This window comes from Thermococcus sp. SY098 (genome assembly GCF_035621495.1).
Classification (GTDB): Archaea; Methanobacteriota_B; Thermococci; order Thermococcales; family Thermococcaceae; genus Thermococcus_B.
The window spans coordinates 1188499-1206380 of record NZ_CP141821.1 but is presented as its reverse complement, the minus strand read 5'-3'; the positions used below and the strand labels follow the sequence as shown (position 1 = coordinate 1206380).

Here is a 17882-nt window from a genome sequence, read left to right as displayed (position 1 = left end):
AGATGACAATTGAGGTTCCACTCAACCCCCTTGGAAGACAAGAAATTCATCAGCTTGAGAGCATTCTCTTATTTGCAACGCTTTTCAGACCAGAGGTAATTGAGCTCATCAAAGACCCAGCCGAAAGATTAACGTGGGTTGACAGCTTAGCAGTTGCCGCTGGCGCTATTGCAAGGGAAAAGGCTGGGATGACGGTTAGTGAGATAGCCAGAGAGCTTGGGAGGACTGAGCAAACAATCAGGAAGCACCTCAGAGGCGAGAGCAAAGCTGGAGAGCTTGTCAGGGAAACCTATGAACTCATTAAGCAAGGCAAGCTTGATGAGCTCATTAGGACAATTGAAATGATTGAGAAAGGTGGGCTGAAAGAAGTAATTGCCAGGGAAGAGTACGAAAAGCTGATGGAAGAATATGAGAAGCTTAAGCTTGAATACGAGAAGGTTAAGGAAGAGCTTGAGAAGATGAAGCAGACCGTTGAATTGGGAAGCTTGGAGAGGGCAAGGGAGGAGATTGAAAAATTAAAGAGCGAGCTTGAGGAGACAAAGGCAGAACTTGAGAAAGTTAAGAGGGAGAAGAGAGAGTTAGAAAAAGAGCTCAGTGAGGCAAAGGTTAAGCTCATGGAATTGCAGGCGAAGAGAGTGGACGAAGGTAGGATTAAGGAGCTTGAGGAGAAGCTTAAGGCTAAAGAGGAGGAAATAGAGAAGTTAGAAAAAGTTGTCAAGGAGCTAACATTGGCAAAAGAGGAGCTTGAGAAGAAAGTTGAAGAGATGGAAGGCTTAGCCGATGAGCTCAGGAAGGAGAAGGAAGAACTCCAAAAGAAAGTTGAGGAACTAAGCAGAGAGAACGAGGAACTTAAAAAGAAAATCAATGAACTTGAGCCCTACAAGATTAAGTTCGAGGAGCTCAAAGAAAAGATTGAAAGGCTGAAGGAAGAAATTGAAAAGCTCCTGGAGTGATTCTTATTTCTTATTTTTCCTTTCGAGTTTTTCTTCCCATGTTAAGATCATGTGTGTAAATGTGCTGTCCTCTTCTTCGATTCCCCTCTTAACCTCTGAGACGTGGGCATATTCTGCTTTTATTGCGTCAAGGATGTAGTCAACTGCTTTTTCGGGGTCAGCCTTTTCTCCACATGTGTAAACGTCTATGGCAGCGTAACCTTTCTCGGGCCATGTGTGGATTGATATATGTGATTCTGCAACAATCACCATGCCACTGACCCCTGTGGGAGAGAATTTAAAGAAATAGCTTGCTTTAACTTCCATGTTCCCTGCTTCTGCGGCTTTTAAGAAGATCTCCCTTATTTTGTTAGCGTCACTCAGAATTTCGGGATCACAGCCTGAAGCCTCGACCACATAGTGATACCCTATGGTGTCCATGAGCATCACCTAACATAACCTTTAAGCTTTCACCTTTTAAAGTTGAGTGCTCAAGGGCAAACTTAAATACCACATACTTTTAAAATAGTTTCGCCGAAGTAATGGAAAAGAGTCTAATCGAAAGTCTTTAAAATTATCCAGAGGTGGAAAGAATGATCAAAGACAAGCTTAAAAAGCTTACCGAAATTGAGACCAGAAAGATGATAGTTTACCCTCTTGTTGTATTCTTTGTGGCACTTTTAATACTTGTTGTTCACTTTCCGCAACTTGGAATTGACCTCAAAGGTGGTGTTGTTGTAACTGCCTACGGTGTAGATACAAATCCAGATGAGGTCGCTAAATACTTATCTCAGCAACTTGGGGTTGATGTCAGAGTGGAGAAGTTCACAGGGATTGGAAAAGAGAGCAGTGGAATAAATGTTTATGCCCCTGCCGAAGTTGATCCCGAAAAAATAAGAGAGGCTCTGAGGCAACTTTTTCCGAATGCAAAGTACGCCATATCAGAAGTTCGACCCACCTTTGGAGCAATGGCAAGGGAACAGGGAATAAAGGCAATTTCCTTGGCATTCCTTGGAATGGCGATTGTTGTGTTCCTGTTCTTCAGAGTCCCAGTTCCCTCATTCACAGTCATATTCTCAGCCTTTTCAGATATGGTGATAGCCTTAGCTTTAATGAGCATCTTCGGTATTGAACTCAGCCAAGCAACAATTGCCGCTTTGCTGATGCTTATTGGTTATTCTGTAGACAGCAACATTCTTCTGACAACCAAACTGCTCAAGAGGAAAGAAGACACTGTGGAGGAAGCATACTTTTCGGCTGTTTCAACAGGTTTTACAATGAGCACAACTACTTTAGGGGCTTTAGCCTCACTCTGGCTGTTTTCAACAGCTAAGGTCATTGATGAAATTGCGATAGTGCTTATATTCGGTCTGCTCGCGGACTTCATGAACACATGGATTTTGAATGCAGGTGTCTTGAGGTGGTTCATAGCAAAGAGGGAGGAAAGGGAAAAGAGAAAATCTTCTGGGACATCTAAAGCTTCAAGAGCTTCCAAGAAGAAGAGGAGGGGTAGAAGATGAACTGGAAAAAACTATTTCTCAACTGGAGGATTTTGCTGCTCACAATTTTTATACTCGGCTCAATAGCCTCTCTCCTGACGTATGGTTTAACCTTCGGTCTTGATATAAGTGGTGGAACTGCCATCACGGTTAAACTTGAAAAGCCGGTGGATCAAAATACCATGGAGCAGGTTAAAATATCCCTCGAGAAGAGGCTGAACCAGCTTGGTGTGAAAGATATTAAAGTTGAGCCTTGGGGCAATCAGTATCTCATTGTAAAGGTTGCCGGTGTAACTGAAGAGGAGGCGAGAAGCGTAAAAGAAACGATAGAGCGACAGGGTGTATTCTATGCTGAGTTTGAGGGAGTTGTGTTTGCAACCGGTAAAGACATTGTTCAGGTATTTTCAATTCAGATAGAGCCAAAGGGAACTTACTATGAATGGTCTGTCCCCTTCAGGATATCAAAGCAAGCTGCAGAAAAATTTGCAGAGCTGGCTAAGGGTAAAGCAGGCTACCCTGTGGACATGTTCCTTGATCCTCCAGTGAATTCCCTGTTTGTGGTTTCCCGGGATGGTTATAATCTTATGACAACAGATTTTAAAGCTGAAGCCCCAAATGCCATGCCTCTAACTGAAAGGATCAAAAAAGCTTTCAACATTGACACAATTGCCTATACAAATCAAAGTGCTGAAGAGATAGCAAACCTTGCGAAGAACAAGGAGCTTGTGGTTCTTGTTGGTGTCGATAAAAACCTTAAGGATCAGCTTGAAGCAAGGGGAATAAAGGTTAGGTACTTTGAGCCGCAACAGGGGGAGAGTTTAAAGAACGTGATAACAAGAGCCCTGGGACTGTATGGTCCATACTCTCTTGGATCAGGTCTTGCTCAGGGAGTCCCCCAAACCAATGTGAGAATAACAGGAACTGCCCCAAATCAGTATCTTGCCCAGCAGGAGGCTCAGGTAATAGCGGTTGTCCTGAGCAGTGGTTCTCTGCCTGTTAAGGTCTACGTGGAAGGTTCCCAGTATATTTCCCCAGAGCTTGGTGAGAATTTCAAGAGGCAGGTTCTAATTGCCGGTATAGCGGCTTTGATTGTTGTTGGACTCATAATCTGGCTTCACTACAGGAGGCTTAAGATAGCCATACCCGTAACATTTACAAGTCTGAGCGAGGTAATAATAATCCTTGGAATTGCTGCATTGATCAAATGGAATCTTGATCTCCCAAGTATTGCGGGAATAATAGCAGCCATAGGAACTGGAGTCGATCAGCAAATAGTTATAACTGACGAACTCTTGGGAAGAAGGGGAAGGGAGAAGATCGTTAAGAGAAGTAGCATACTCAAAAGAATGGGAAGGGCGTTCTTTGTCATTTTGGCATCGGCAACAACAACAGTCGTAGCAATGAGCTTTCTCTTTAAGTTCTTCGTTGGAGGACTGAGAGGATTTGCATTTACAACAATACTTGGTGTAATGATTGGAATACTCATAACGAGACCAGCATATGCGGAGATAGCGAAGTTCCTCATTGGGGAAAAGAGGTGATTGGATGTTCGTTGTAATAATGGGAGCAGGCAGGGTTGGCTATCTTGTTGCAAAAATGCTTGAGGCAGAGGGTCATGATGTCACAATAATCGAAATGAACAAAGAGAGAGCCAAAGAACTTTCCCTCTTAATTAATGGTCTTGTAATCGAGGGGGATGCAACTGATCAAAAAACTCTTGAGGAGGCGAATATAAAGCAGGCTGATGCTTTTGCTGCTTTAACTGGAAGGGACGATGCAAATCTCCTTGCCTGCATTTTGGCGAAGCACCTAAATCCAAAAGTCACAACGATCTTAAGGGTCAGCAATCCGAAGAACAAAGAAGTCTTTGAGAGAGTTGAGGACCTCAAAAGGTACTTTGACTTTGTTATAAGTCCTGAGGAGATAGCGGCGAATTATATCTTCAGGAGTATAGTCACTCCGGGGTTTGATAGGGTATTATTCCCAAAAGAAGGTGCTGAAATTGTCCAGTTTAAGATCGATGAAAACAGCGAAGTTGCTGAGAAAGTTGTAAAGGATCTCGGCCTTCCAAAAGATTCCCTCATAGTTGCAATTTATGATGAAAAAGGCAATTTGGTTATCCCATCTGGTGACACCAAACTTCCAAAGAAGGGACAGATTGTAATATTTGCTAAAAATAATGCGCTTAAAGAGATTAAGTCACTCATTGAAAAGAAAAAAGAATGAGAAGTAAAGTATTATCCTTAAATTTTCCCTTTCTTTTTTCAGCATATTGCCATATCCCACGAGCATAAACTATTTAAACCAGTTAGAGTAGCCAAAAATGAGCCTGATTTTCATCCATCATCAGGAGATGATACTCATGGAAGAAATTATTAAGCAAATCGTGGAAGCTGAAAAACAAGCTAAGGAGAGAATTGAAAAAGCAAAAGAGGAGGCAAAGCTCATCATTCAAAAAGCAAAAGAAGAAGCGAAAAAACTTGAGAGTAAAATAATTGCTGAGGCTCAAGAGAAAGCAAAGATGGTGATTGAACAGAAAAAGAAAGAGGGAGAAATTGAAGCTAATAGGCTTATTGAAGAGGGAACTAAGGAGCTTGAAGAACTTAAAGTGAGAGCAACTGAAAATCTCGAAAAAGCAATTGATGAGAGCATAAAACTCATAAGAGGGGGCTGAAATGTTTAGGCCCGAAGAGATGGTCAAGATTGAGCTCATAAGTATTAATAGATATAAGGATAGGCTTTTAACGTATCTTCATGAGGAAGGTGTGGTTGAAATAAGGGAGCTTGACGTTGAAATTGCGCAAAAAGATGTCCCCAATGAGTTTTATCGTAAAGCAACTTCTTACAGCATTGGGATATCCCGCTTGGTTGAGTTTCTTGAAACATATAGGGAAGAGAAAAAAAGCGGCATTAAGGAGTTTTTCTTTCCACCAATGAAATCTAAAAGGAAATACAAATACAAGAGCATTGAGGATCTTGTAAAGGATGTTGAGAGGTTCTTAGAGAACATTGAGCCGCAAATCAAACAGGTTGAGAGCAGAATAAGTTCGATTAACACGGAAATAGAAAGAATAAAAAATAATATGGCAGTTCTTGAGCTTTTATCTGCTCTGGACATTGATATTTCATATCTCAGACCAACCGAGAAGATTGAAATCGTTGTTGGCTTTGTTGATAGGGACAAGTATTCTCCGCTGATAGAAGAATTGACGAAAACTCTTGAGGGTAGAGTTGCATATGTTTCAAAGCAGCTTAAAGCCAGGTATTTGGTTGTGTTTGCTATTCTCAAGAGAGACTATGAGAGAGCAAATCCAATACTGGCCAAGTACGCTTTTGAGCGTATAGAGGTTCCGGAAGGAAAAGGTACCCCGAGGGAAGTTATGAGAGAGTATCAGCACCAATTGGCTGAAAAGGAGAAGGAGTTGGCAAAAGCAGAGAAAGAGGCAAAAGAACTTGCAAGAAAGTATTATGATGATGTAGTGTTCTATCAGGAGCTCATGGAAAATGAAAGGGATAAAGCGAACATCTTAAACAATCTCGTCAGAACAAACATGACCTTTGCTATGCTCGGCTGGCTTCCAAGGAAAGATGTTCCAAGGGTTGTGGAGGGTATAAAGAGAATTACAGAGGGCAAAGTTTACATCAATATCAAGGAACCAACTAAAGAAGAGCTTGAGGAAGTTCCAATCAAACTCAAAAATCCGAAGCTCATAGCCCCATTTGAAATGCTTACGGAGATGTTTGGGGTTCCGAAGTACAATGAAATTGATCCAACACCAATTTTGGCATTTACGTACTCATTCTTCTTCGGTTTCATGCTCACGGATTTCATGTATGGACTTTTAATTGGAACCGTTGCGGCGCTCCTCGTTAAGGGACATAGGCACTTGAAAGATGGAACATGGAAATTCGCAAACATACTGCTGTGGAGTGCGTTTTTCACGATGCTTATGGGAATATTCTTTGGCAGCTACTTCGGGAATATTCTTGACCTTGCAGGGTTCCATGTGTGGCGTAAGCTGGATGCAATGAGAGATGCACTGATCGTTCTTGAGATAGCATTAGCAATAGGTATCCTTCATCTGTTTATTGGATACACCCTTGGCTTTATTGTCAAACTTAAGAACAGGCAAATTAAAGAGGCAGTACTTGAACAGCTGTCATGGATGCTCATAATACTTGGAGTAATACTCTTTGCGCTTTCAATGGTAGGCATGGGAAGTGCTGAAGCTGCAAAGATTGTCTTTGGGGCTGGGTTTGTTCTCTTTGCAGTGTCTGAGTTTCAAAATGACCTTCCAATTCCAATGAAGCTTTTGATGACAATATCTGACTTTTTCGGCTTTGTTGGAAACTGGCTCAGCTATGCAAGATTGATGGCTTTGGCTTTGGCAACATCGGGAATTGCCATGGTTGTCAACATAATTGTCCAGATGATATGGGGTTTAAAAATAGGTTCAGTTCCTCTTGGCATAGCCGTGGGCCTGGTAGTTTTCATTGGCGGGCAGATATTTTCAACGGCAATAAATGCCTTAGGTGCTTTCGTTCATGCTCTCCGTTTGCATTATGTTGAATTTTTCGGAACATTTTACTCTGGAGAAGGTAAAAGGTTTGAACCTTTCAAATCAAGAAGGGAAGTCTCGGAACTTGAAATTTGAGGTAGGAGGTGTTGAAAAATGGATCCAATAGTTTATGTTGCTTTGGGAATGGCATTGGCGGCAGGTATAGCTGGTGCAGCATCCTCATTTGGTGTTGGTATAGCGGGTGCTGCGGCAGCAGGTGCAGTTGCGGAGGATGAGAAGAACTTTAAAAATGCTCTGATACTCGAAGGTCTTCCAATGACACAGAGCATTTACGGTTTGATCACACTGTTCCTTATAGCGCTGGTCTCGGGAATACTTGGTGGAAGCTTCAAATTTGCTGCAACAACTCAGGAAAACATAATTAAGAGCGCAATTCTCTTAGGAGCTGGTCTTACAGTTGGTCTCACAGGTCTTTCAGCAATTCCTCAGGGTATAATAGCCTCAGCAGGCATTGGTGCAGTTGCAAAGAATCCCAAGACTTTCACACAGGGCATCATCTTTGCTGCTATGGCTGAGACAATGGCAATCTTCGGTCTTGTCGGTGCTTTGATATTGATAGTCACGGGAGTGGGCTTCTGAGCCCCCTAACTTTCCTTTAGGGAGGCAGAGCAATGGAAGGAGCAAAGCTGATCATCGAAGAGATAAACAGAGAGGCAGAGCAGAAGATAAGGTATATCTTAAGCGAGGCAGAGAAGCAGGCTGAAGACATTAAAGCAGAAGCAGAGAAAAGAGCAAGAGCCAAGGCAGAGTGGATTTTAAGAAAAGCACAAACACAAGCTGAAATAGAAAAGCAGAGAATTATAGCGAATGCTAAGCTTGAAATTAGAAAGAAAAGGCTGGCTCTTCAGGAAGAGTTCATAAATGAAGTTCTTAAAAGCCTCAAAGAAAGGCTGGCGAATCTTCCAAAAGATGAGTATCTTGGGGTTGTTAAAGATTTAATGCTTCAGGCTGTTAAGGAACTTGGTGAAGATAGGATTAGGGTCAGTTCAAATGAAGCGACTCTGCAGTTAATAGCAGAGAAACTTGAGGAAATTAAGGCATTCTTGAACGAGAAAACTGGTAGGGAGATACGCATTGAGCTTGGAGACAAAATTAGCACCATTGGTGGGGTTTTGGTTGAGAATGCCGATAGGACTATCAGAGTTGACAATACTTTTGAAGCAAGAATTGATCGTCTGGAAAGCGAACTTAGGTCAAGAATAGCAAAAGTGCTCTTTGGGTGATGGAAAGTGGAAATCAGCACAATAACCGGCATCTTGGACACAACCCTTGCCGTTGTCTTTACGTGGATAGCTTACAAAACAGGCTCGATTATTTACAAATACACTCCATACTCCTATCCAAATGCAAGAATCAGGGCCATGGAGGCGAGACTGTTTACGGAGCAAAGGTTTAATGAGCTTGCAGAATCAAAAGATCTTAACACGTTTGTTATGAATCTGGAGGATAGTGATTACAAGCCTTATCTAAGTAAGCTCTCGATATATACGGCTGAAACAATTGATAGGGCATTTGATGAAGCCCTTGCAGATACTTATAGGTTGATGTTTAAGATCCTGCCCAAAAGGATAAATCCATTCTTTAAGCTTCTCCTTGAAGAGTGGGACATTAGAAATATCTCCGCAATTGTTAAAGCTAAGGTTTACGGTGAGGTTGCAAGGGATTACATAGCAGAGCTTGGAACCATGGTTGAGAAAATTAAAGCCATGGCTGAAGCCAAAACATTGGAGGAAATTCTTGTTATCCTCGAGGGAACAGAATATGAGGAAGTTTATCAGGGGCTTCTCCTAAAAGAAATCACTATCGAAGAATTTGAAACAGAGCTTTACAAAATGCATTATGCAAAGTTGCTGAAATATGCACAGTCAAGGAAGGATGAAGAGAGAAAAATCCTTGAGGAGTTCGTTAGACTCAAAATCGACAAGATAAACTTGATGACAATTTTGAGGGCAAAGCTCCATGGTCTGGGTGCGGATAAGATAAGATCATTCCTGATTCCTGGGGGGAGCTTAAGCCAGAGGGTTTTAGATGCTCTAATGCACGTTGAAGACTTGAGTATGGCACTGGCTGAGCTTGACTCAACTAAATATGGTGGGGTGCTCAGAGAGGTTAGAGAAGGCCTTGAGAGCGGCGACTTGGATGTGTTTAACAAAGCGTTTGAGAGGTATATAAAGAGAAAAATCAACGAACTGACAAGGTTCTACCCATTGAGTGTTGCAATTCCACTAAACTACATTCTCGCAAAGGAGAGTGAAATAAGAAAGCTTAAGGCAATAGCCAAACTTATTGAAGACAAAATAAAGCCAGAGAGCATAAAGGCTATTGTGGGTGAACTGCCATGAAGATAGTTTTAATGGGTGACAGGGACACTGCTTTAGGATTTAAACTCGCTGGGGTTCATGAGGTTTATTCTTTTGAAGAAACTCCGCTTGAAAACGAACGAGCAAAGAATAAGTTAAAGGAACTCATAGAGAGGGAAGATGTGGGTATAATACTGATTACCGAACGTTTGGCTCAGAGAATTGAAATACCTGATGTTGCATTTCCAATCATCCTTCAAATTCCTGATAAATTTGGTTCAATCTTTGGTGAAGAACAGCTGAGGGAAATTGTAAGAAAAGCGATTGGTGTTGAGTTAAAGAGGTGAAAAAAATGGGAAAGGTAATTAGAGTTACCGGACCTCTGGTTGTTGCTGATAACATGAGAGGAGCAAGGATGTACGAAGTCGTTAAGGTTGGTGAACTTGGTCTGATAGGGGAAATCATTAGGCTCGAGGGAGATAAAGCTGTCATCCAGGTTTATGAGGAAACCGCAGGCCTTAAGCCGGGAGAACCGGTTATTGGAACGGGTGCCTCACTTAGCGTTGAGCTCGGTCCTGGTTTGCTGACTTCGATTTATGACGGTATTCAGAGACCCCTTGAGGTTCTCAGAGAGAAAAGCGGTGATTTCATTGCAAGAGGTTTGACAGCTCCAGCATTACCAAGGGACAAGAAGTGGCACTTCACACCGAAGGTTAAAGTTGGTGACAAAGTAGTTTCTGGAGACATTATCGGTGAAGTCCCAGAGACAAGTCTAATCGTCCACAAAATACTGGTTCCCCCTGGAATCGAGGGAGAAATTGTTGAGATCGCTGAAGAAGGAGACTACACGATTGAGGAAATAATTGCGAAAGTTAAGACACCAAGCGGTGAGATTAAAGAATTAAAAATGTATCAGAAGTGGCCTGTCAGAAAGAAGAGACCTTACAAGGAGAAACTCCCACCGCATGTTCCGCTTATCACTGGCCAGAGAACAATTGACACATTCTTCCCACAAGCCAAAGGCGGAACTGCAGCAATTCCAGGTCCTTTCGGAAGCGGAAAGACGGTTACACAGCACCAGTTAGCAAAGTGGAGTGATGCTCAAGTTGTGGTTTACATCGGCTGCGGTGAGAGAGGCAACGAGATGACGGATGTTCTTGAAGAATTTCCAAAGCTCAAAGACCCAAGAAGTGGAAAACCGTTAATGGAGAGAACAGTTTTAATTGCAAACACCTCAAACATGCCTGTCGCAGCGAGAGAAGCTTCAATTTACACGGGAATCACAATTGCGGAGTACTTCAGGGACATGGGATATGATGTAGCTTTGATGGCAGACTCAACCTCAAGATGGGCTGAGGCTTTGAGAGAAATCTCCGGTCGTTTAGAGGAGATGCCCGGTGAGGAGGGTTATCCAGCATATTTAGCTTCAAAAATTGCTGAATTCTATGAGAGAGCTGGTAGAGTTGTCACACTGGGAAGCGACTACAGAGTTGGAAGCGTTTCAGTTATCGGGGCTGTTTCACCACCCGGAGGTGACTTCTCAGAGCCTGTCGTTCAGAACACCTTGAGAGTTGTAAAGGTTTTCTGGGCATTAGATGCTGACTTAGCAAGAAGAAGACACTTCCCAGCAATCAACTGGCTTATGAGCTATTCGCTTTATGTTGATGCAGTTAAGGATTGGTGGCATCAGAATATTGATCCAGAGTGGAAAGAGATGAGGGATACTGCAATGAAGCTCCTCCAGAAGGAGGCTGAACTCCAGGAGATTGTCAGAATTGTTGGCCCAGATGCTCTGCCAGACAGGGAGAGAGCAGTTCTTTTGGTCACAAGAATGATCAGAGAAGATTATCTCCAGCAGGATGCGTTCCATGAGGTTGACACTTACTGTCCACCAAAGAAGCAGGTCACAATGATGCGTGTTCTGCTCAACTTCTACAACTACACCATGCAGGCAATTGACAGGGGGATACCGGTTGAAGAGATTGCCAAACTTCCAGTGAGGGAGAAGATTGGTAGAATGAAGTTTGAACCAAACATTGATGAGATTGCCAAGCTTATTGATGAGACAAAGGAACAGTTTGAGGAACTCTTTAAGAAGTATGGGGCGTGATAAGAATGTCAGGAAGGGAATACTCCACAATTAGCAAGATCTATGGTCCTCTCATGATTGTTCAGGGAGTCAAAGGAGTAGCTTACGGTGAAGTCGTTGAGATAGAGACAGAGAGCGGGGAGAAGAGAAAAGGTCAAGTGCTGGAAGCAAGGGAAAACATGGCAATTGTTCAGGTTTTCGAGGGAACAAGGGATTTGGATGTTAAAACCACACGCGTAAGGTTCACCGGCGAGACATTGAAAGTCCCAGTGAGCATGGATATGCTTGGAAGGGTATTCAGTGGTATTGGTAAGCCAATTGATGGAGGTCCGGAGATAATTCCGGAGGACAGGAGAGATGTTCACGGTGCCCCACTCAATCCCGTCGCGAGAGCATACCCAAGGGACTTCATTCAGACGGGTATTTCTGCTATCGATGGAATGAATACCCTCGTTAGGGGTCAAAAGCTGCCAATCTTCAGCGGTTCTGGTTTGCCACACAACCAGTTAGCTGCTCAGATTGCAAGGCAAGCTAAGGTTTTAGGGGAAGAAGAGCAGTTCGCTGTCGTTTTTGCAGCCATGGGCATCACATATGAGGAGGCAAACTTCTTCAAAAAGAGCTTTGAAGAGACGGGTGCAATTGAGAGGGCTGTGCTTTTCCTCAATCTTGCAGATGACCCGGCTATTGAGCGTATCATTACCCCAAGAATGGCTCTCACAGTTGCTGAATACTTAGCTTTCGACTACGATATGCAGGTCTTGGTCATTCTTACGGACATGACAAACTACTGTGAAGCTTTGCGTGAAATTTCAGCAGCAAGAGAGGAAGTCCCAGGAAGAAGGGGTTATCCCGGTTACCTCTACACAGACTTGGCAACAATTTATGAGAGGGCCGGTAGAGTTAGAGGCAAGAAGGGTTCAATCACACAGATGCCAATTCTCACGATGCCTGACGATGACATTACACACCCAATTCCAGACCTGACAGGCTACATTACAGAGGGTCAGATCGTTCTCAGCAGAGACCTGCACAGAAAAGGCATTTATCCACCAATTGACGTTCTGCCATCATTGAGCAGATTGATGAAGGACGGTATCGGTAAGGGAAGAACAAGAGAGGATCATCCACAATTAAGCCAGCAGTTATATGCCGCTTATGCTGAGGGTAGGAGCTTAAGAGACTTGGTTGCAGTTGTCGGTGAAGAGGCACTATCTGAGACCGATAGGAAGTACTTGGCTTTCGCTGACAGATTTGAGAGGGAATTCGTTGCTCAGGCATATGATGAGGACAGAAGCATTGAAGAAACACTTGACCTTGGCTGGGAATTGCTTGCAATGCTTCCAGAGAGCGAGCTTAAGAGAATTGAGCCAAAGTACATCAGGAAGTACCATCCAAAGTACAGGCGCTCCTCTTGATTCCATTATTTTCTGAGGTGAGCTGAGATGCCAGAGATGCTTAAAGTCAAGCCAACACGTATGGAGTTGCTCAAACTAAAAAGGCGCATTAAGCTTGCAGAAAAGGGACATAAACTTCTCAAGGAGAAGCAAGATGCTTTGATTATGGAGTTTTTTACAATTTATGACGAGGCATTGAACCTGAGGAGAGAGCTTAACCAGAAGATAGGGGAAGCCTTTGAAACTTTACGTTTGGCTGAGATTGACGTTGGAGTGTTAAGACTTAAGGAGATTGCCCTTGGTGTTAAGCCAAACAAGGAAGTCGAAATAAGGAAGAGAAACATCATGGGTGTTTCAGTACCGCTGATTGAGGCAGAATCTTTCAAGAGAAAGCCAGATGAAAGGGGATATACATTTGTTGCAAGCTCTCCGAGGGTTGATTTGGCAGCAGAGAAGTTTGAGGAGGTATTGGAATTAGCTATTCGCTTGGCTGAAGTGGAGGAGACTCTCAAAAGATTGGCAAAGGAAATTGAAAAGACAAAGAGGAGGGTAAATGCCCTCGAATACATAATAATCCCAAGAATGAAGAACACTGTAAAGTTCATCAGCCAACACTTGGATGAAATGGAAAGAGAAAACTTCTTCAGGCTTAAAAGGGTTAAAGCAATCCTTGAAGCGAGAGCTGAGGCTGAGTGAGCTTTTCATCTAATAACATTTTTATATTGTCCCTTTTTATTCTCTGTTGGGTGATTCCATGACTGCTAAGCTCTTTTATGAGGATGCTTATCTCAAGGAAGCAAAGGCAAAAATTGAGACCCTTGAAGTTAAGGGAAATAGAGTCAAACTCAAGCTTGATAGGACAATTTTCTATCCTGAGGGTGGCGGTCAGCCGAGCGACAAAGGAATTATCAGAGGGGATGGCTTTGAAATTAAAGTAGAGAAAGTTTATGGTAAAGATGAGATATGGCATGAGGGAACTTTGAAAGGCAGGGAACCAAAGCCTGGAGAAGAAGTTGACCTTAAGCTTGACTGGGAGTGGAGATACGAAAACATGAAGCAGCATACGGGTCAGCACATTCTCTCAGCAGTTCTAAAAGATTTGTACGACAGCAACACGACGGGCTTTCAAATTTTTGAAAACTACAACAAGATTGAGATTGATTTTGATGGAAAGCTGACTTGGGAGCATATTTTAAATGCTGAGATTAGGGCTAATGAAATTGTTAGCAAAGACTTGCCTGTCGAAATTGAATTTTACGATGAGCTTCCGGAGGATTTAAGAAACCAGCTCCGAAAAGATCTTTCTGATAGGGTTAAGCCCCCAATAAGGATTGTCAGCATTCCGGGTGTTGACGTAATCCCTTGTGGGGGAACTCATGTAAAAAGCACGGGGGAGGTCGGCTTTATTAAAGTTGTGAACTTCTACAAGAAGAGCAAAAACATCTGGCGTATTGAGTTCGTCTGCGGCAATAGAGCTTTGAGATATTTAGATGAGCTCTTGGAAGATTACTGGGAAAGCTTGGATGAGATGCCAAATAAGAACAGGCCTTTGATTAAGAGGATTAGGGAACTTAAAAGCGAGATTGTAAAGCTTGAAGAGGAGAAAAAAGCTCTGAGGCTTGAATTATGGGAGTGGAAAGCTAAAGCACTTTTAAAAGAGTCTGAAGAAGTTAGAGGACTTAAAATCGTTAGCACAGTTGAAGAGCTTGATATGAAAGATGCTCAAGCTTTTGTGGTCTATTTGGTAGATAAGAATCCAGACACAATTGCTTTAGTTGTTGGGAGGAACTATGTGATATTTGCAAAGAATAGAAGTGTTGAAGGTGTTTCAATGAAGGAGCTTTTGAGGGAAGTCCTCAAGGAGACGGGTGGCGGTGGGGGAGGCAGTGAAGTTTTAGCTAAGGGTGGAGGATTTAGAGTTGAGCCGGAGAAGGTGCTTGAGATTGCTAAGAAGAAGCTGAGGGAGATGTTATGAAGAGAAGTGACAAGTTTCTGCTTCTTACCCCACTGTATTTCTTCTTGGGCTTTGTTGCTGCAGAAATATCTCCGGATGCTTCACCTTTGTGGCTAAATTTCCTGTTTAGCTGGGTTTATATGCTCGTACTCATCTCAGTGCTCCTCCTAATACCCTCAACCCCCTCTAAGAAAAGGGAGCCTTATATTATCGGCAACTCAGATGAAGTTCTGTATCTCACTGAGGAAGAGCTTCGAAGGATGCTTGGACATACAATAAAATCCCTTACAAGAGGGGAAAAGCTTGAGGTGTTAATTCCTCTTTATACAGCATTTTTAGGTAATTTGATTGTTTTCCTTGTAAATAAAAATCTGTTCGTTGATTCCACCATTATCACACTTGTTGCTCTGGTTGTTTACTCGCTTATGCCTAAACGCTCGTAGACCTTTCTCTTTATCTCTTCTGGAATCTCTGGCTTCTTCACTTTTTCCAAAGCTTTCTCTCTGTCTAAAAGCCCATACCTAACTAAAGCTGCTATTCTCCTATACTCAAAGCTGAAGCCGTGTTTTTCATAGTACCTCTCCAAGGCTGGACCTAAGATGAGGCAGTTCGTTGTATATCCAGCTAACTTGGGAAACTCAAAAGGTAGCTTTTTCAGAATTTCAAATCTTTCGCTTTCGCTCATCAAGCTCAAAAGCCTAATCTGAACTACCCCGCCAGACATTAAGCGGTAGGGATGATGGCCAAAAGGTAATTCGTGACCTGTGATTATGTATTTGACTCCCTTCTTCAGTGCATACTTTCTCAGCTTTTCCATGGTTCTCTTGGAGCATCTCCTGCATGGAGATTGAGCCTTTAAGAAAGCCTCACGAAAGATGTCTGAATAGTCATATCTTAGAATTGTAAATTGCACATTCAGATATTCCGCTATTCTTTTGGCATTTTCAATCGCTTTCCCTGCCATAAAGCCGTGGTCAATCATAACTGCTTCAAGCTCTGGAACCTTGTAAACTTCTTTGGCTAAATAAAGTGCAACTGTGCTGTCTTTTCCGCCAGAAAAAGCCACAATTGCTTTATCAACATCCTTCATAAGCTCCTCCAATTCTACCTGAATCTTGCTCTTATCCGGTTTATGGCTGAGGTACACTATGCATTCCTTACAAATGGGTTTTCCATTGACAATCTTGATCTTTGATGTTTTCTCATTGTTTATACAAACTGAGCATGTGGGCATGATATAAGGAAATCTTGATGGTTTAAAATATTATCCCTCCACTTTCTGAAAGTTCTGTTTTGTTCTCTGTTTTAGACTCGTGAATGTTCTAAATCCTTTCTTTCCAGCGAATAAAAGGACAAGCATCACTTCATTTTGAAGGAGGATTCCTTTGTTGTTATGGGAGATAAACATCCCGAATACTGCTCCAAAAACGACTCCTGCAATCCATAGATATAAAACCAGCTCATTAAGCCCTAATCTAAGAAGTGCGTTCATCCCGATTGTTACAGCTCTGTAAGAGAGAGCCCAAATAAATAAGAATAGGATTTCGGACAGTATGCCAAGCCCAACTGCTCTATTTATTAAACCTTAAAATTTTCTTGTCTCCTGCACTTTCTTTAATCAAATTTGCATCGTGAATTCCGTAAATGAGTTTTTTAGATATGGTTGCACCATTTCTGAAAGTCAAAAATGTCAGGATTCCTAAGAGTACGTTTGTGTTCTTGAAACTTTTCACGGCATATATCCCAGCTACTATCCACGTGATCGTAAACAAAATTTCGTACTCTCTCTTTTCATTTTTGGGAATTTGTATTCTGAAAATCTTTGTCATCAATTTGCTTCCTGCTGAAATGAAAAATCCCATCATTGAAATCATGACATTCAATAAAACGAATGGTATAATGAGAACATAAGCAAGTACTTGGAAAATATCCAATTCAATCCCCCCTTAAGAGACCAAACTCACTTATAATTCTCTTTATCTCTTCTTTATCATTAGTTCCTCTTATCAAAATTTTTCCGTTCTTAAACACGGTTATTTCAACATCATCTTTTGTAAATTTAATCAAATTTTTTGTTTTGAGGTATTTTACCTTACGTTTTTTTAGAGACATCTCTATTTTTTCTACGTTCACATTCTCTCCCATGTTGATCCTAACTCCACCATCACAGGTTTCCTCAACTTCACCCAACTCTTTTCTCTCTCTTTTAACCAAAGGGGCAACATCCCTTGATACCTTGTAGATGTTGTAGAGTGTTAAGGCATCCATTTTCTTGAGCTGAACCAGCAGGCATCCTCTTATTCTGACATCTATGTATTTTTTGGCTTTCATTGCAATTCTAAGCAATTCTCTAACACTTTCCGCCCTTTCAAAGTCCAAGCCTGCTTTTCTGAGCCTCTTTTCGTTGAGTTTATGAATTGTCAAAGGCTGGAGCATCATTTCGTCAATTCCGAGTGACGCAGCAAGCTCTGCGATCTTTGGAATATCCTCATCATTTATCCCCGGCATAAAGATTGTCCTCACAATTGAACGAACCGATTTATCAGAACCAACTATTTTGAGGGCGTTTACAACTTTATCAAATGTGTCAGCATTCGTAATCATTCTGTGCTTTTCTCTGCTTGCGGCATCCAAACTTATCATAACTAAATCGAAATCAAGCTTTTGCCAGAGCTCCTCCGTTAGAAGACTCCCATTAGTTTGCAAGTCCAATCTGGCATCTGGAAACTTTTCACGGAGCATCTTATTAACTTCAACAATTCTTGGTGAAAGCAAGGGTTCTCCATACTGGGAAATTGTTATCGCCTTTGGATTCTCCCAGCCATAATAGCCGGGCTTTGGGGCTTTTCCCAATTTTACTGCCACATTTGAATAGCAGAAGATGCAGTCATGATTGCATGCTGGAGTCAGCTCGTAGGAAGGATGATGGACGGGATTATCGATGCTTAAATCCAATCCTTGGCAGAACTGACAGTGGGTTGGAACTATTAACTCATCAACAAACTTCTTTAGCTCTCTGGCTTCTTTATTTTCCAGTCTCTCGACTTCAATCCCCATTTTTCTCGCAAATTCTTCCCACGTGTACTTCACTTTTCTCACCTTAAAAGAGAGTTTGTGATGGTATTAAAAATTTA

Annotated in this window: 20 protein-coding genes and 1 pseudogene; 15 read left to right on the top strand and 6 right to left on the bottom strand. The window is 42.1% G+C overall.

Annotated features, from left to right (window positions below; all coding sequences use genetic code 11):
• Positions 1-2 precede the first annotated feature (2 nt).
• Positions 3-953: a transcriptional regulator gene (locus VFC49_RS06725; RefSeq protein ID WP_324736671.1), complete on the top strand. Its 951-nt coding sequence runs from the start codon at positions 3-5 to the stop codon at positions 951-953.
• A gap of 3 nt (positions 954-956) precedes the next feature.
• Here the strand turns inward: VFC49_RS06725 and speD are convergent, their stop codons facing one another.
• On the bottom strand, positions 957-1373 hold the full coding sequence (gene speD, locus VFC49_RS06720; protein ID WP_324736670.1) for an adenosylmethionine decarboxylase: 417 nt from the start codon (positions 1371-1373) through the stop codon (positions 957-959).
• 152 nt (positions 1374-1525) lie between these two features.
• Here speD and VFC49_RS06715 point away from each other — a divergent pair, with 152 nt between their 5' ends.
• The 14 genes from VFC49_RS06715 (at position 1526) to VFC49_RS06650 (ending at position 15191) form a co-directional block, all read left to right on the top strand.
• A complete protein-coding gene (locus tag VFC49_RS06715; protein WP_324734895.1) occupies positions 1526-2452 on the top strand; it encodes a protein translocase subunit SecF in 927 nt (308 codons plus the stop codon).
• Complete coding sequence (locus VFC49_RS06710) at positions 2449-3972, top strand: preprotein translocase subunit SecD (protein WP_324734894.1); 1524 nt, start codon at positions 2449-2451, stop codon at positions 3970-3972. The genes VFC49_RS06715 and VFC49_RS06710 overlap by 4 nt, the downstream gene beginning before the upstream one ends.
• Before the next feature lie 4 nt (positions 3973-3976).
• The gene (locus tag VFC49_RS06705) at positions 3977-4657 is read left to right on the top strand and encodes a TrkA family potassium uptake protein (protein WP_324734893.1); all 681 of its coding nucleotides are present in this window, start codon (positions 3977-3979) and stop codon (positions 4655-4657) included.
• 136 nt (positions 4658-4793) lie between these two features.
• On the top strand, positions 4794-5105 hold the full coding sequence (locus tag VFC49_RS06700) for a V-type ATP synthase subunit H (protein ID WP_324736669.1): 312 nt from the start codon (positions 4794-4796) through the stop codon (positions 5103-5105).
• Between the two features lies 1 nt (position 5106).
• Positions 5107-7086 (top strand): V-type ATP synthase subunit I, encoded by a 1980-nt coding sequence (locus VFC49_RS06695; RefSeq protein ID WP_324734892.1) that lies wholly within the window; start codon positions 5107-5109, stop codon positions 7084-7086.
• An 18-nt stretch (positions 7087-7104) separates the two neighbouring features.
• The gene (locus VFC49_RS06690; protein WP_013467973.1) at positions 7105-7590 is read left to right on the top strand and encodes a V-type ATP synthase subunit K; all 486 of its coding nucleotides are present in this window, start codon (positions 7105-7107) and stop codon (positions 7588-7590) included.
• 32 nt (positions 7591-7622) lie between these two features.
• Complete coding sequence (locus VFC49_RS06685; RefSeq protein WP_324734891.1) at positions 7623-8234, top strand: V-type ATP synthase subunit E; 612 nt, start codon at positions 7623-7625, stop codon at positions 8232-8234.
• Between the two features lie 6 nt (positions 8235-8240).
• Entirely contained in the window at positions 8241-9353 is a 1113-nt protein-coding gene (locus VFC49_RS06680; protein ID WP_324734890.1) for a V-type ATP synthase subunit C, read from the top strand.
• Positions 9350-9658: a V-type ATP synthase subunit F gene (locus VFC49_RS06675; protein ID WP_324734889.1), complete on the top strand. Its 309-nt coding sequence runs from the start codon at positions 9350-9352 to the stop codon at positions 9656-9658. Before VFC49_RS06680 ends, VFC49_RS06675 begins: the two co-directional genes overlap by 4 nt.
• Before the next feature lie 5 nt (positions 9659-9663).
• Positions 9664-11421, top strand: coding sequence for an ATP synthase subunit A (locus VFC49_RS06670; protein WP_420719611.1), 1758 nt, complete (start codon positions 9664-9666; stop codon positions 11419-11421).
• A gap of 5 nt (positions 11422-11426) precedes the next feature.
• On the top strand, positions 11427-12815 hold the full coding sequence (locus VFC49_RS06665) for an ATP synthase subunit B (protein ID WP_324736668.1): 1389 nt from the start codon (positions 11427-11429) through the stop codon (positions 12813-12815).
• A gap of 27 nt (positions 12816-12842) precedes the next feature.
• Positions 12843-13490 carry a V-type ATP synthase subunit D gene (locus tag VFC49_RS06660; RefSeq protein WP_324734887.1) on the top strand — a complete coding sequence of 216 codons (648 nt, stop codon included), beginning with the start codon at positions 12843-12845 and terminating at the stop codon, positions 13488-13490.
• 58 nt (positions 13491-13548) lie between these two features.
• Positions 13549-14769: an alanyl-tRNA editing protein gene (locus VFC49_RS06655; protein WP_324734886.1), complete on the top strand. Its 1221-nt coding sequence runs from the start codon at positions 13549-13551 to the stop codon at positions 14767-14769.
• Positions 14766-15191 carry a hypothetical protein gene (locus VFC49_RS06650; protein WP_324734885.1) on the top strand — a complete coding sequence of 142 codons (426 nt, stop codon included), beginning with the start codon at positions 14766-14768 and terminating at the stop codon, positions 15189-15191. Before VFC49_RS06655 ends, VFC49_RS06650 begins: the two co-directional genes overlap by 4 nt.
• Here VFC49_RS06650 and VFC49_RS06645 read toward each other — a convergent pair.
• The 5 genes and pseudogenes from VFC49_RS06645 to VFC49_RS06625 all read right to left on the bottom strand — a co-directional run.
• Positions 15164-15982 (bottom strand): 7-cyano-7-deazaguanine synthase, encoded by an 819-nt coding sequence (locus VFC49_RS06645; RefSeq protein WP_324734884.1) that lies wholly within the window; start codon positions 15980-15982, stop codon positions 15164-15166. The genes VFC49_RS06650 and VFC49_RS06645 overlap by 28 nt on opposite strands.
• 30 nt (positions 15983-16012) lie before the next feature.
• Complete coding sequence (locus tag VFC49_RS06640; RefSeq protein WP_324734883.1) at positions 16013-16240, bottom strand: hypothetical protein; 228 nt, start codon at positions 16238-16240, stop codon at positions 16013-16015.
• 79 nt (positions 16241-16319) lie between these two features.
• Positions 16320-16682, bottom strand: coding sequence for a hypothetical protein (locus VFC49_RS06635; RefSeq protein ID WP_324734882.1), 363 nt, complete (start codon positions 16680-16682; stop codon positions 16320-16322).
• 1 nt (position 16683) lies between these two features.
• Entirely contained in the window at positions 16684-16860 is a 177-nt protein-coding gene (locus VFC49_RS06630; protein ID WP_324736667.1) for a hypothetical protein, read from the bottom strand.
• Between the two features lie 75 nt (positions 16861-16935).
• Positions 16936-17805: pseudogene (locus tag VFC49_RS06625) on the bottom strand (radical SAM protein); the annotation flags it as partial.
• Positions 17806-17882 lie beyond the last annotated feature (77 nt).

Coding starts and splice junctions, on each gene's coding strand:
- VFC49_RS06690 (WP_013467973.1), top strand. CDS start 7,105: ATGGATCCAATAGTTTATGTTGCTTTGGGAATGGCATTGGCGGCAGGT.
- VFC49_RS06630 (WP_324736667.1), bottom strand. CDS start 16,860: ATGTCTCTAAAAAAACGTAAGGTAAAATACCTCAAAACAAAAAATTTG.
- VFC49_RS06710 (WP_324734894.1), top strand. CDS start 2,449: ATGAACTGGAAAAAACTATTTCTCAACTGGAGGATTTTGCTGCTCACA.
- VFC49_RS06660 (WP_324734887.1), top strand. CDS start 12,843: ATGCCAGAGATGCTTAAAGTCAAGCCAACACGTATGGAGTTGCTCAAA.
- VFC49_RS06675 (WP_324734889.1), top strand. CDS start 9,350: ATGAAGATAGTTTTAATGGGTGACAGGGACACTGCTTTAGGATTTAAA.
- VFC49_RS06645 (WP_324734884.1), bottom strand. CDS start 15,982: ATGCCCACATGCTCAGTTTGTATAAACAATGAGAAAACATCAAAGATC.
- VFC49_RS06725 (WP_324736671.1), top strand. CDS start 3: ATGACAATTGAGGTTCCACTCAACCCCCTTGGAAGACAAGAAATTCAT.
- VFC49_RS06705 (WP_324734893.1), top strand. CDS start 3,977: ATGTTCGTTGTAATAATGGGAGCAGGCAGGGTTGGCTATCTTGTTGCA.
- VFC49_RS06655 (WP_324734886.1), top strand. CDS start 13,549: ATGACTGCTAAGCTCTTTTATGAGGATGCTTATCTCAAGGAAGCAAAG.
- VFC49_RS06650 (WP_324734885.1), top strand. CDS start 14,766: ATGAAGAGAAGTGACAAGTTTCTGCTTCTTACCCCACTGTATTTCTTC.
- VFC49_RS06670 (WP_420719611.1), top strand. CDS start 9,664: ATGGGAAAGGTAATTAGAGTTACCGGACCTCTGGTTGTTGCTGATAAC.
- VFC49_RS06700 (WP_324736669.1), top strand. CDS start 4,794: ATGGAAGAAATTATTAAGCAAATCGTGGAAGCTGAAAAACAAGCTAAG.
- VFC49_RS06640 (WP_324734883.1), bottom strand. CDS start 16,240: ATGAACGCACTTCTTAGATTAGGGCTTAATGAGCTGGTTTTATATCTA.
- speD (WP_324736670.1), bottom strand. CDS start 1,373: ATGGACACCATAGGGTATCACTATGTGGTCGAGGCTTCAGGCTGTGAT.
- VFC49_RS06685 (WP_324734891.1), top strand. CDS start 7,623: ATGGAAGGAGCAAAGCTGATCATCGAAGAGATAAACAGAGAGGCAGAG.
- VFC49_RS06665 (WP_324736668.1), top strand. CDS start 11,427: ATGTCAGGAAGGGAATACTCCACAATTAGCAAGATCTATGGTCCTCTC.
- VFC49_RS06715 (WP_324734895.1), top strand. CDS start 1,526: ATGATCAAAGACAAGCTTAAAAAGCTTACCGAAATTGAGACCAGAAAG.
- VFC49_RS06695 (WP_324734892.1), top strand. CDS start 5,107: ATGTTTAGGCCCGAAGAGATGGTCAAGATTGAGCTCATAAGTATTAAT.